Genomic DNA, 12,360 nt, shown 5'->3' on the forward strand with positions numbered 1-12,360 from the left:
TCAGAATGCGTAGTTGAAGTTGGTACCGAACAGCCAGGCTTTACCTTCAGAATCGAAAGTATACTTGTCTTCTTTGACGGTCACTTTCTGGCCGTGCATATAAGAAACGCCTACGTCAATGGACGCGTCATCATTGAAGGCGTAAGTGGTACCCGCACTCAGCCACAGACGGTCCTGGTCCGGAATGGAGATGGAACGCTTGCTCGCAGGAACCGGGCTATCGTCATAGGCGATACCGGTACGGAAGGTCCAGCTTTTATCCATGTAATAAGTCGTACCCAGCGCGATGCGGTAAGAATCTTTGAAGCCTTCTTCTTTATAGAACAGCGTCTGCCCGTTGGTGCCGGTTGCTTTCAGTTCCTGGAACTGACTCCAACTGGTGTAAGCCATGCTGTAGTGAATAGCCCACTGTGGTGCTACGCGGTTGTAACCCGACAGTTCCCACATTTCCGGTAGGTTAAGCGTCAGAGAACCTGGGACGGTGGCGTTGGTGGTTCCCCAAGGGAACGCCGTGCCTGCGCCAGGTAACGCGTTGGCCTGGGTGCGGATGCCGCTCTTGTAATCGCCATCGAAGTCGATTTTGACTTCAGACCGATACGTTAAACCGTAGCGGTTATTTTTATCCAGCTCGTACAAAATACCGGCGTTCCAGCCGTAACCCCATTCGTCACCTTTCAGGCTGGCAATTTTCTGGCTGACTTTTGGCAATGCAGCAGTTTGTTCACCGGAATAACGCTCAATTTTTGCATCGGCATAGACGGCATTAAAACCAACGCCAAAGCTCCAGCTATCATTCAGACGGTAGGCACCGCTCAGGTTCAGGTTGACCGTTTTAAGATCGGTCTTCCCGCCGTATTCGCCGACGATGTAGTTGTCGTTAAATTCGGTTGCCAGGCCATAGTTTGACGTGACAGAAGCCCCCCAACCAAACTGTTCGTTGATCGGCATTACGAAGTGAGCATTGGGAACCCACGCCGTAGGCGCGATGTTGTCCGCATCGGTGCTGCGACCGGTGTATGGCGATTTACCGGAAATATTCACGTCTGGATCGATATACACCGCACCCGCTGAAAAAGTAGGGCGGTCAAACATCATAATCAGCGCCGGGTTACGACTGGCGTTACCTGCATCATCTGCAATAGCGCCTTCACCCGAATATGCCCGGCCAAGGCCAGAGGAAGAAAATTCGTTTAACTGAAAGCCTGCAGACCAGGCCTGTGTGGAGATAATTGCCACTGCGACTGCGAGAGCAGACTTTGTAAACAGGGTTTTCTGGCTCATGACCATAACCTCATTGATTTATTTTTATACAAACAATGTTACATACCGTAACAGGAGCGCGAAGTGTAGGGTCTGAGGTACAACTTAGAAATCAGACCAGTGCCGAGAGTATAGGTCTGACCAGATGAAATGTTGCAAGTATGTTTATAAATATTTTCAATTCTGATCTCAGAAACGCGATCCAGCTGGCAAAATTGCGGGTATGCACACTCACCTGTTTGGGTGATTTTTGTTTTAGATCATTTTTAAGTGTGATTTCGGTCACTTATCCCATTTCATACAATTAACGACTGGAGAGGCGAATAATGGGAGCGTAAAATATCCCCATCGTTTATCTGGCACCACAGGTGCGAATACAGAGGAAATCTACAATGAGTAAATGCAGTGCTGATGAAACCCCGGTTTGCTGCTGTATGGATGTTGGCACCATCATGGACAACTCCGATTGCACCGCGTCATACAGCCGTGTGTTCGCGAATCGTGCAGAGGCAGAAGAAACGCTGGCCGCTCTGACTGAGAAGGCGCGTGGCGTGGAATCTGAGCCTTGCCAAATCACCTCGACCTTTACTGAAGAGTCTGAAGGTGTGCGTCTGGATATCGACTTTGTTTTTGCCTGTGAAGCTGAAACGCTGATCTTCCAACTGGGCCTGCGTTAATCCCTTCTTTAAAAGCCCTTGTTACCCGGTAGCAAGGGCTTTTTCGTCACTGTCAGTGATTATTCACTGTGTCTTAGCTCCCACTTTCTTTTCTCCCTGCTTGGCTAAATGTAAAAAATTGGTTAAGACTGTGATCAGGTCAGACCACTTATTTTTTACAGGGGAGTGTTATGAGTCAGGCTTTACCGCTGGTTACCCGCCAGGGCGATCGCATCGCCATCGTAAGCGGATTGCGTACGCCATTTGCCCGCCAGGCAACCGCGTTTCATGGCATTCCCGCCGTAGATTTGGGGAAAATGGTCGTTGGCGAGCTGCTGGCGCGCAGCGAAATTTCTGCTGATGTGATTGAGCAACTGGTCTTTGGCCAGGTGGTACAAATGCCCGAAGCCCCAAATATTGCTCGTGAAATCGTGCTGGGAACCGGGATGAATGTGCACACCGATGCCTACAGCGTAAGCCGAGCCTGCGCCACCAGTTTCCAGGCGGTGGCGAATGTCGCGGAAAGCCTGATGGCGGGGACTATTCGCGCAGGAATTGCCGGCGGTGCGGACTCCTCGTCAGTTCTGCCTATTGGCGTTAGCAAAAAGTTGGCGCGGGTGCTGGTGGATGTCAATAAGGCCCGGACTACCGGTCAGCGTCTTAAACTTTTCTCCCGACTGCGCTTACGTGACCTGATGCCCGTACCGCCAGCCGTCGCCGAGTATTCCACCGGTTTACGCATGGGGGATACGGCCGAGCAAATGGCCAAAACTTATGGGATTACGCGAGAGCAACAGGATGCCCTGGCGCACCGTTCTCATCAGCGCGCCGCTCAGGCGTGGTCTGAAGGCAAACTGGCAGATGAGGTGATGACCACCTACGCGCCACCTTTCAAAGATCCTTTTTCAGAAGATAACAATATTCGCGGCAACTCTACGCTGGCCGATTACGCCAAACTGCGTCCGGCCTTTGACCGAAAGCACGGCACCGTTACCGCGGCGAACAGTACCCCGCTAACGGACGGCGCAGCCGCCGTGATTATGATGACGGAATCGCGTGCGAAAGAGTTGGGGCTGGTGCCGCTGGGATACCTGCGTAGTTTTGCCTTTACCGCCATCGATGTCTGGCAGGACATGCTGTTGGGGCCGGCGTGGTCAACGCCGCTTGCCCTGGAGAGAGCGGGTCTGACCATGGCTGATTTAACCCTGATCGATATGCATGAAGCATTTGCCGCACAAACGCTGGCGAATCTTCAACTGCTGGGTAGCGAACGTTTTGCCCGCGAAGTGCTTGGCAGGGCGCATGCCACGGGCGAGGTTGATGACAGTAAATTTAACGTGCTGGGCGGATCGATTGCCTATGGACACCCCTTCGCCGCCACCGGTGCTCGCATGATCACCCAAACTCTCCATGAGTTACGACGTCGTGGCGGTGGTTTTGGTTTAGTGACAGCCTGTGCTGCAGGTGGTCTGGGTGCGGCAATGGTTCTGGAGGCGGAATAATGGAAATGGCATCGGCTTTTACGCTAAACGTACGTCTGGATAACGTCGCTGTTGTTACCATTGATGTGCCCGGAGAGAAAATGAATACCCTGAAGGCGGAATTTGCCTCCCAGGTTCGGGTCATTCTGAAACAAATTCGCGATAACAAAGCATTACGCGGCGTGGTGTTCATTTCGGCGAAACCCGATAATTTCATTGCCGGGGCGGATATCAACATGATTGGTCGCTGTCGCAGCGCGCAGGAAGCTGAAACGCTGGCACGCCAGGGGCAGCAGATTATGGCGGAAATTAATGCCTTGCCGATCCCCGTAATCGCCGCAATTCATGGCGCCTGTCTCGGCGGTGGCCTGGAGATGGCGCTGGCGTGCCACAATCGTATTTGTACCGATGATGCTAAAACCGTACTGGGTTTACCGGAAGTGCAGCTTGGTCTGCTGCCCGGCTCTGGCGGTACCCAGCGGTTGCCCCGTCTGATTGGCGTCAGTACCGCGCTGGATATGATCCTCACCGGAAAACAACTACGCGCAAAACAGGCGCTGAAAGTGGGTTTAGTGGATGAAGTTGTACCGCATACCATTTTGCTGGAAGCGGCCGTAGAACAGGCCAAAAAGGACAGTCCCGCACACCGAACTCTGCCGGTGCGAGAGCGTGTGCTAGCGGGGCCGCTGGGGCGGGCGCTGTTATTCCGCATGGCCAGTAAAAAGACGGCGCAAAAAACGCAGGGCAACTACCCTGCAACAGAACGTATCCTTGAGGTCATCGAAACCGGCCTGGCGCAAGGCAGCAGCAGCGGTTACGACGCCGAAGCCCGCGCGTTTGGCGAACTGGCGATGACATCTCAGTCTCAGGCGCTGCGGCACATCTTTTTTGCCAACACCGATGTGAAAAAGGATCCCGGAAGTGATGTGAAGCCCGGCCCGCTAAACAGTGTAGGCATTTTGGGCGGAGGTCTGATGGGGGGCGGTATTGCCTATGTGACGGCCTGTAAAGGCGGCTTGCCAGTGCGTATCAAAGATATAAATGCCAAGGGAATCAACCACGCGCTGAAGTACAGCTGGGATCAGCTTGAAACGAAGGTTCGCCGCCGTCATATCAAAGCCAGCGAGCGTGATAAACAGCTGGCGCTGATTTCGGGATCAACCGATTACCGTGGCTTCGCTCATCGCGACCTGGTTATTGAAGCCGTATTTGAAGATCTGGCGTTAAAACAACAGATGGTGGCAGAAGTTGAGCAAAATTGCGCATCTCATACCATTTTTGCCTCTAACACCTCATCTTTGCCGATTGGCGATATTGCGGCGAACGCTGCCAGGCCACAACAAGTAATAGGTTTGCACTTCTTTAGCCCGGTGGAAAAAATGCCGCTGGTCGAGGTTATCCCGCACGCCACGACCTCTGAGCAGACAATTGCCACAACCGTTAAACTGGCGAAAAAGCAGGGCAAAACTCCGATAGTGGTCAGAGATAAGGCCGGATTTTATGTTAACCGCATTTTAGCGCCATACATTAACGAAGCTATTCGTATGCTGACCGAAGGCGAGCGGGTTGAAGCCATTGACGCCGCGCTGGTTAAGTTTGGTTTTCCGGTCGGGCCAATCCAACTTTTGGATGAGGTCGGAATTGACACGGGCACTAAAATTATACCAGTGCTTGAGGCTGCATATGGAGAACGTTTTAGCGCGCCTGCAAATGTTGTTGCTTCAATTTTGAATGACGATCGCAAAGGTAGAAAAAATGGTCGGGGTTTCTATCTTTATGGAGCGAAAGGGCGTAAAAGCAAAAAACAGGTCGACCCTGCAATTTATACGCTTATTGGCGTCCAGGGGCAGGGCCGACTCACCGCCGCGCAGATCGCCGAGCGGTGCGTCATGTTAATGCTCAATGAAGCAGCACGCTGTTTCGATGAGAAGATTATCCGCAGCGCGCGTGATGGCGATATCGGCGCTGTATTTGGTATTGGTTTTCCGCCCTTCCTCGGCGGCCCGTTCCGGTATATGGATTCGCTAGGCGCGGGTGAAGTGGTTGCTGCTCTGCAACGACTGACCACGCAATACGGCTCGCGGTTTACGCCGTGTGAGCAGTTATTGCAGATGGCGGAACGCGGTGAAAGATTCTGGAGTAATGGGGAAACTGACCTGAATTCATGAGGTCAAAGGTAGGATGAATCCGCACTGAATGTATGGGTCGCGCTCAAAATGTAAACAGAGATTGACTATACTTACGCCGTTGAGGTAAAAAACAGCGTTTCATTCGGTGAATGGATAAGGCACAATGCCGGCCACCACATCGTTACCACGGTCAATAGGGGCTATGGATAAAGGTGTCGGTGATTCTGGTTAACAAAAGCGGTGCAATATGCAAGTTTTTATCATGCGTCACGGCGACGCAGCCCTCGATGCCGCCAGTGATTCGGTTCGTCCCTTAACCTCCTGTGGTTGTGACGAATCTCGCCTGATGGCGAACTGGCTGAAAGGTCAAAAAGTGGATATCGAACGTGTTCTGGTGAGCCCGTTCCTACGAGCCGAACAAACGCTGGATGTGGTGGGGGAGTGTATGAACCTGCCAACCGGTGTGGATGTTTTGCCGGAGCTGACTCCCTGCGGCGATGTCGGTCTGGTCAGCGCCTATTTACAGGCTCTGGCCAATGAAGGTATCGCCACGGCGCTGGTCATCTCTCACTTACCTTTAGTGGGGTATCTGGTGTCTGAACTTTGCCCAGGCGAAACACCGCCGATGTTTACCACATCAGCGATTGCCAGCGTAACGCTTGATGAGAGCGGGAAGGGTACTTTTAACTGGCAGATGAGCCCGTGTAACCTGAAAATGGCAAAAGCGATTTAAAAAGCCTGGAATCGGATAAGGCACAGCCGTCATCCGGAAAATAAATATCCTCCGGCATAGCCGGAGGTTTTTCGGATGCGCCTATAAGGCTCTGTTACCAGCCGCGCCCTAACAGGCGCATACGATCTGACATTTGCATCAGACTTCGTTACTTACGGCCCGTAAACGGGCTACCCGCATAAGGGATCGATAACTGCTCACCCATTTTATCTTCTGCAAGCTGGTGCTTTATGTATTCCTGTATCTTCACCGTGTTCTTACCCACCGTATCTACGTAGTATCCCCGGCACCAGAACTCTCTATTCCTGTACTTGAATTTCATATCCCCAAACTGTTCATACAGCATCAGACTGCTTTTCCCTTTCAGATACCCCATAAAGCCGGATACGCTCATTTTGGGTGGGATTTCCACAAGCATATGAATATGATCTGCACAGCATTCCGCTTCCAGGATCCGCACGTTTTTCCACTCACACAGCTTTCTTAAGATGCTGCCTATCGCCCTGCGTTTCTCACCGTAGAATGCTTGTCTTCGGTATTTGGGCGCAAAAACTATGTGATATTTACAGTTCCATCGGGTGTGCGCTAAGCTCTTTTCGTCCCCCATTGGGACCCCCTTTTGATTTCTTGTTAAACATTTGCAGTTGCCAGACCGCAATGTGTTTTAACAAATCAAAAGGGGTTTTAATAACTGGCCCAAAGCTGAAAGCTTTCCGGAACCCCCAGCCTAGCTGGGGGTTTTCTGTGCACAATCAAAGAGCCGCAAATGCGGCTCTTTCTGTTTTTCTGCATCAGGGAAGTTCGGGTGGTTGCCACTCTTCCACTTCAATCAGCAGCAGCAGCGCGGCGTCGCCACCGTACTCTTTTGGCGCTTGATGAAAGGCCATCACGTGCGGATGCTGCGCCAGCCAGAGCGGCGTTTGCTGCTTAAGAATATGTTTTCCGTGGCCATGCATTACGCAAGCGCAAAACACATGCTCACGACGACAGGCGGCAATCAGCGCGCCTAACTCCTGTTTGGCCTGCTGCTGGGTCAGCCCGTGCAGATCGAGAAACAGCTCCGGGGAGTAATCGCCACGGCGCATTTTCTTCAGTTCGAAATGGCTGACGTCGGCACGCAGATATCTTACCGGGCCGTCCGTATTCAGCAGCGGCTGAAACTCGTCCGAGAAATAGTGACTGGCATCAGCTTGTTCCTGCAGCAGCCTTTTAACCGGAACCTCGGTAATTTTTTTACGTAGCGGTCGGTGAACAATGGTGTCCTGTTTAATTTTACGCGTGCCGGTCATCAGCTGGCGAAACAGCGTCTGATCCTCCTCGCTGAGCGATGTTTTCTTTTTCATTCGAGAGTCTCATCTTTTATTTTTCGTTAGTTTAACCCGACTCGGCGGGCATCCGATCGCTTAAAACGCAATTTTCGCGCTCAGGCCCTGTGTGAATGCTGATTTATCGCCGTCTTCGTGGCAAACTAGCCGCCGAAATTAATACGAGCATGCCCTGGAGGAATACGTGGATAAAATTTTCGTCGATGAAGCAGTGAGTGAACTGCATACCATTCAGGACATGTTGCGTTGGGCGGTCAGCCGTTTTAGCGCGGCGAACATCTGGTATGGCCATGGCACGGATAACCCATGGGACGAGGCCGTACAACTGGTGCTGCCGTCACTTTATCTGCCGCTGGATATTCCAGAAGATATGCGTACCGCGCGTCTGACTTCCAGCGAGCGCCATCGCATTGTTGAACGCGTGATTCGCCGCGTCAACGAGCGCATTCCGGTCGCTTATTTGACCAACAAAGCCTGGTTCTGCGGGCATGAGTTTTATGTTGATGAGCGCGTGTTGGTACCACGTTCGCCGATTGGCGAGCTTATTAATAACCGCTTTGCGGGCCTTATTAATGAGCAGCCGCAGCATATCCTGGATATGTGTACCGGCAGCGGCTGTATTGCCATTGCCTGCGCCTATGCTTTCCCGGAGGCTGAAGTGGATGCGGTGGATATTTCCACCGACGCGCTGGCGGTGACCGAACACAATATTGAAGAGCACGGCCTGATCCATCATGTTACGCCGATCCGTTCCGATCTGTTCCGCGATCTGCTGAAAGTCCAGTATGACCTGATTGTGACCAATCCGCCGTATGTCGATGCGGAAGATATGTCCGATCTGCCAAACGAATATCGTCATGAACCTGAGCTGGGTCTGGCGTCCGGCAGCGATGGACTGAAACTTACCCGCCGCATTCTGGGTAACGCTCCGGACTACCTGTCAGATAACGGTATTCTGATTTGTGAAGTCGGAAACAGCATGGTACATCTGATAGAGCAATACCCGGATGTACCGTTCACCTGGCTGGAGTTCGACAACGGCGGTGAAGGTGTATTCATGCTGACCAAAGAGCAGTTAGTTGCTGCTCGCGAGCACTTCAGCATTTATAAAGACTAAATACACGCGCACATACACAACACTCATAACGGAGCCGTGATGGCAGGAAACACAATTGGGCAACTCTTTCGCGTAACCACTTTCGGTGAATCACACGGGCTGGCGCTCGGTTGTATTGTCGATGGTGTTCCGCCGGGCATTTCTCTGACAGAAGCTGACCTGCAGCACGATCTCGACAGACGCCGTCCGGGCACATCGCGCTACACTACGCAGCGTCGTGAGCCGGATCAGGTGAAAATCCTCTCCGGTGTGTTCGAGGGCGTTACCACCGGCACCAGCATTGGCCTGTTGATCGAAAATACCGATCAGCGTTCACAGGATTACGGCGCGATTAAGGACGTTTTTCGTCCAGGACACGCCGACTATACCTATGAGCAGAAGTATGGCCTGCGTGACTACCGTGGCGGCGGACGCTCATCCGCACGTGAAACGGCGATGCGCGTTGCGGCCGGAGCGATTGCCAAAAAATATCTGGCGGAAAAATTCGGCGTTGAAATTCGCGGCTGTCTGACGCAGATGGGTGATATTCCGCTGGAGATCAAAGACTGGTCCCAGGTGGAGCTTAACCCGTTCTTTTGTCCAGATCCGGATAAACTCGAGGCGCTGGACGAACTGATGCGTGGGCTGAAGAAAGAGGGCGACTCCATCGGGGCGAAGGTGACCGTGGTTGCAAGCGGCGTACCAGCGGGTCTCGGCGAACCTGTATTTGACCGCCTGGATGCTGATATCGCTCACGCGCTGATGAGCATTAACGCCGTTAAAGGCGTTGAGATTGGCGACGGTTTTGACGTTGTTGCACTGCGCGGCAGCCAGAACCGTGATGAAATCACCAAAGAAGGTTTCCAGAGTAATCATGCGGGCGGCATTCTTGGTGGGATCAGCAGTGGGCAACAAATCATTGCTCATATGGCGCTGAAACCGACCTCGAGTATTACCGTTCCAGGGCGCACTATTAATCGCTTTGGTGAAGAAGTCGAAATGATCACCAAAGGTCGTCACGATCCGTGTGTTGGGATCCGCGCCGTGCCAATCGCCGAAGCGATGCTGGCGATCGTGTTGATGGATCACCTGCTGCGTCAGCGGGCGCAAAATGCGGACGTGAAGACCGATATTCCACGCTGGTAAGAGATGAAAAAAACGGCACTTGCGGCGCTGGCTCTGTTTGCCAGCACCGCCTGTCTGGCGGCGACGCCCTGGCAGAAAATTACCCATCCGGTTGCAGGCAGCGCGCAGTCTATCGGCGCGTTCTCCAATGGCTGTATTGTTGGCGCAGATACGCTGCCTGTACAGTCAGAACACTATCAGGTGATGCGCACCGATCAGCGCCGTTACTTTGGCCATCCGGATCTGGTGATGTTTATCCAGCGTCTGAGTAATCAGGCCAACAATCTGGGGCTGGGTACGGTGTTAATCGGCGATATGGGCATGCCGGCCGGTGGGCGATTCAATGGCGGTCACGCCAGCCACCAGACGGGACTGGATGTAGATATTTTCCTGCAACTGCCGAAAACCCGCTGGACCCAGTCGCAACTGCTGCGGCCGCAGGCGTTAGATCTGGTCTCACAGGATAGCAAACGTGTCGTGCCGTCACTCTGGAAGCCGGAGATTTTCAGCCTGATCAGGCTGGCGGCAAAAGATAATGAAGTCACGCGTATTTTCGTGAATCCGGCGATTAAGCAGCAACTTTGTCTGGATGCAGGGACCGACAGGGACTGGTTGCGTAAAGTGCGGCCATGGTTCCAGCATCGTGCGCATATGCACGTACGGTTGCGTTGTCCTGCCGACAGTCTTGAGTGCGAAGATCAACCGTTACCACCACCGGGTGACGGCTGCGGTGCGGAGCTGCAAAGCTGGTTCGAACCTCCGAAACCTGGAACCACCAAGCCTGAGAAGAAGACACCGCCGCCGTTGCCGCCTTCCTGCCAGGCGCTACTGGACGAGCATGTACTCTAATGGATCATTTTGCCTCTCTGTTTATGGTGTCGCCGCTGCTGTTAGGTGTGCTTTTTTTCGTGGCGATGCTGGCAGGTTTTATTGATTCTCTGGCCGGAGGCGGTGGTTTACTCACTATCCCGGCATTGATGGCGGCCGGGATGCCACCCGCGCAAGCGCTGGCCACCAATAAGCTACAGGCCTGTGGAGGATCTATCTCTTCCTCCCTCTATTTTATTCGCCGGGGCGTGGTTAATCTGGCGGATCAAAAGCTCAATATCTTCATGACTTTTATCGGCTCAATGAGCGGCGCGCTGTTGGTTCAGCACGTGCAGTCAGATATTCTGCGCCAGATCCTGCCGGTTCTGGTTATCTGTATTGGCCTTTACTTTCTGTTGATGCCGAAAGTGGGGGAGGAGGACCGCCAGCGTCGGTTGCATGGGTTGCCTTTCGCGCTGGTGGCCGGGGGCTGCGTCGGCTTTTACGATGGCTTTTTTGGTCCGGCTGCGGGGTCGTTCTACGCGCTGGCCTTTGTCATGCTGTGCGGCTACAACCTGGCGAAATCGACGGCCCACGCCAAAGTATTAAATGCCACATCGAATATCGGCGGGCTGTTGCTGTTTGCCCTCGGCGGCAAAGTGATTTGGGCGACCGGATTTGTGATGCTCATTGGCCAGTTTATTGGCGCACGGATGGGCTCACGGCTGGTGCTCAGTAAAGGACAAAAACTCATTCGGCCAATGATCGTCATTGTCTCCGCCGTGATGAGCGCCAAGCTACTTTATGATAATCATGGACAGGAGATTCTCCACTGGCTGGGGATGAACTAATGAATAATACCCATCACTACGAACAGTTAATTGAGATTTTTAACGGCTGCTTTGCCGATGAATTTAATACCCGTCTGATTAAAGGCGATGACGAACCGATCTATCTTCCTGCGGATGCGGAATTACCGTATCACCGTATTGTTTTTGCGCATGGCTATTACGCCAGCGCGTTACACGAAATTTCACACTGGTGCATCGCCGGTAAGGCGCGGCGTGAACTGGTCGACTTCGGTTACTGGTACTGTCCGGACGGACGCGACGCGAAGACGCAATGCCAGTTTGAAGATGTGGAAGTGAAGCCACAGGCGTTTGACTGGCTGTTTTGCATGGCGGCGGGCTACCCGTTTAACGTCAGTTGCGACAACCTTGAAGGGGACTTTGAACCGGATCGCGTGGTATTCCAGCGCCGTGTTCATGCTCAGGTGATGGAGTACCTGGAAAAGGGGATCCCTGAACGTCCGGCGCGCTTCATTAACGCGTTACAGAATTATTATCACACGCCTGAACTTAAGGCGGAACAATTCCCGTGGCCCGAAGCGCTCAACTGAAGTCGCTGCCACGTTTACAATGAGGAAAGAAGATGATCGCGGAGTTTGAATCACGCATTCTGGCATTAATCGACGATATGGTAGAGCACGCCAGCGATGATGAGTTGTTTGCCAGTGGCTATTTGCGTGGACACCTGACGCTGGCCGTGGCCGAACTGGACGCTGGCGAGGACCATTCCGCTGAGGCATTGTACGCCAATGTGACCAGCAGCCTGGAAAAAGCCATCAGCGCAGGCGAACTATCGCCGCGTGACCAAGCGTTAGTGAAAGAAATGTGGGACACTCTGTTCCAGAAGGCTACTGCACAATAATTGCGGTAAATTGTGCCGGATGGCGACGCTCTGGTGTC

General features: G+C 53.0%; 13 protein-coding genes. 10 read left to right on the forward strand and 3 right to left on the reverse strand.

What is annotated here, in order from left to right; translation table 11 throughout:
• Positions 1-1,281: a long-chain fatty acid transporter FadL gene (fadL, locus tag HV229_RS07790; protein ID WP_181547222.1), complete on the reverse strand. Its 1,281-nt coding sequence runs from the start codon at positions 1,279-1,281 to the stop codon at positions 1-3.
• A 371-nt stretch (positions 1,282-1,652) separates the two neighbouring features.
• Here fadL and HV229_RS07795 point away from each other — a divergent pair, with 371 nt between their 5' ends.
• From HV229_RS07795 to sixA, 4 genes are all read left to right on the forward strand, one after another.
• Positions 1,653-1,937, forward strand: a complete 285-nt coding sequence (locus tag HV229_RS07795; RefSeq protein WP_003834838.1) for a YfcZ/YiiS family protein — start codon at positions 1,653-1,655, stop codon at positions 1,935-1,937.
• A 170-nt stretch (positions 1,938-2,107) separates the two neighbouring features.
• Positions 2,108-3,418 (forward strand): acetyl-CoA C-acyltransferase FadI, encoded by a 1,311-nt coding sequence (gene fadI, locus HV229_RS07800; protein ID WP_016153879.1) that lies wholly within the window; start codon positions 2,108-2,110, stop codon positions 3,416-3,418.
• Positions 3,418-5,565 carry a fatty acid oxidation complex subunit alpha FadJ gene (gene fadJ, locus HV229_RS07805; RefSeq protein ID WP_181547224.1) on the forward strand — a complete coding sequence of 716 codons (2,148 nt, stop codon included), beginning with the start codon at positions 3,418-3,420 and terminating at the stop codon, positions 5,563-5,565. The genes fadI and fadJ overlap by 1 nt, the downstream gene beginning before the upstream one ends.
• Positions 5,566-5,773: 208 nt before the next feature.
• Positions 5,774-6,259, forward strand: a complete 486-nt coding sequence (gene sixA, locus HV229_RS07810; RefSeq protein ID WP_003028179.1) for a phosphohistidine phosphatase SixA — start codon at positions 5,774-5,776, stop codon at positions 6,257-6,259.
• A 148-nt stretch (positions 6,260-6,407) separates the two neighbouring features.
• Here the strand turns inward: sixA and tnpA are convergent, their stop codons facing one another.
• A complete protein-coding gene (gene tnpA / locus HV229_RS07815; protein WP_079778750.1) occupies positions 6,408-6,866 on the reverse strand; it encodes an IS200/IS605 family transposase in 459 nt (152 codons plus the stop codon).
• 184 nt (positions 6,867-7,050) lie between these two features.
• Positions 7,051-7,602, reverse strand: a complete 552-nt coding sequence (smrB, locus tag HV229_RS07820; RefSeq protein ID WP_016157059.1) for an endonuclease SmrB — start codon at positions 7,600-7,602, stop codon at positions 7,051-7,053.
• Positions 7,603-7,768: 166 nt separating this feature from the next.
• Between smrB and prmB the strand changes: the two genes are divergently transcribed.
• The 6 genes from prmB to HV229_RS07850 are packed head-to-tail and all read left to right on the forward strand — an operon-like array spanning position 7,769 to position 12,322.
• Positions 7,769-8,701, forward strand: a complete 933-nt coding sequence (prmB, locus tag HV229_RS07825; protein WP_016157058.1) for a 50S ribosomal protein L3 N(5)-glutamine methyltransferase — start codon at positions 7,769-7,771, stop codon at positions 8,699-8,701.
• Between the two features lie 39 nt (positions 8,702-8,740).
• Positions 8,741-9,826 (forward strand): chorismate synthase, encoded by a 1,086-nt coding sequence (gene aroC, locus HV229_RS07830; protein ID WP_003028170.1) that lies wholly within the window; start codon positions 8,741-8,743, stop codon positions 9,824-9,826.
• A 3-nt stretch (positions 9,827-9,829) separates the two neighbouring features.
• Positions 9,830-10,654, forward strand: coding sequence for a penicillin-insensitive murein endopeptidase (gene mepA, locus HV229_RS07835; RefSeq protein WP_181547226.1), 825 nt, complete (start codon positions 9,830-9,832; stop codon positions 10,652-10,654).
• Positions 10,654-11,463, forward strand: coding sequence for a sulfite exporter TauE/SafE family protein (locus HV229_RS07840; RefSeq protein WP_016153874.1), 810 nt, complete (start codon positions 10,654-10,656; stop codon positions 11,461-11,463). The genes mepA and HV229_RS07840 overlap by 1 nt, the downstream gene beginning before the upstream one ends.
• The gene (locus HV229_RS07845) at positions 11,463-12,011 is read left to right on the forward strand and encodes an elongation factor P hydroxylase (RefSeq protein ID WP_016153873.1); all 549 of its coding nucleotides are present in this window, start codon (positions 11,463-11,465) and stop codon (positions 12,009-12,011) included. Before HV229_RS07840 ends, HV229_RS07845 begins: the two co-directional genes overlap by 1 nt.
• Positions 12,012-12,043: 32 nt before the next feature.
• Positions 12,044-12,322 (forward strand): YfcL family protein, encoded by a 279-nt coding sequence (locus HV229_RS07850; RefSeq protein ID WP_016157057.1) that lies wholly within the window; start codon positions 12,044-12,046, stop codon positions 12,320-12,322.
• Positions 12,323-12,360 lie beyond the last annotated feature (38 nt).

This window comes from Citrobacter sp. RHBSTW-00524 (assembly GCF_013747755.1).
Classification (GTDB): Bacteria; Pseudomonadota; Gammaproteobacteria; order Enterobacterales; family Enterobacteriaceae; genus Citrobacter; species Citrobacter braakii.

Coding starts and splice junctions, on each gene's coding strand:
- fadJ (WP_181547224.1), top strand. CDS start 3,418: ATGGAAATGGCATCGGCTTTTACGCTAAACGTACGTCTGGATAACGTC.
- HV229_RS07840 (WP_016153874.1), top strand. CDS start 10,654: ATGGATCATTTTGCCTCTCTGTTTATGGTGTCGCCGCTGCTGTTAGGT.
- tnpA (WP_079778750.1), bottom strand. CDS start 6,866: ATGGGGGACGAAAAGAGCTTAGCGCACACCCGATGGAACTGTAAATAT.
- HV229_RS07850 (WP_016157057.1), top strand. CDS start 12,044: ATGATCGCGGAGTTTGAATCACGCATTCTGGCATTAATCGACGATATG.
- HV229_RS07845 (WP_016153873.1), top strand. CDS start 11,463: ATGAATAATACCCATCACTACGAACAGTTAATTGAGATTTTTAACGGC.
- smrB (WP_016157059.1), bottom strand. CDS start 7,602: ATGAAAAAGAAAACATCGCTCAGCGAGGAGGATCAGACGCTGTTTCGC.
- HV229_RS07795 (WP_003834838.1), top strand. CDS start 1,653: ATGAGTAAATGCAGTGCTGATGAAACCCCGGTTTGCTGCTGTATGGAT.
- sixA (WP_003028179.1), top strand. CDS start 5,774: ATGCAAGTTTTTATCATGCGTCACGGCGACGCAGCCCTCGATGCCGCC.
- fadL (WP_181547222.1), bottom strand. CDS start 1,281: ATGAGCCAGAAAACCCTGTTTACAAAGTCTGCTCTCGCAGTCGCAGTG.
- aroC (WP_003028170.1), top strand. CDS start 8,741: ATGGCAGGAAACACAATTGGGCAACTCTTTCGCGTAACCACTTTCGGT.
- fadI (WP_016153879.1), top strand. CDS start 2,108: ATGAGTCAGGCTTTACCGCTGGTTACCCGCCAGGGCGATCGCATCGCC.
- mepA (WP_181547226.1), top strand. CDS start 9,830: ATGAAAAAAACGGCACTTGCGGCGCTGGCTCTGTTTGCCAGCACCGCC.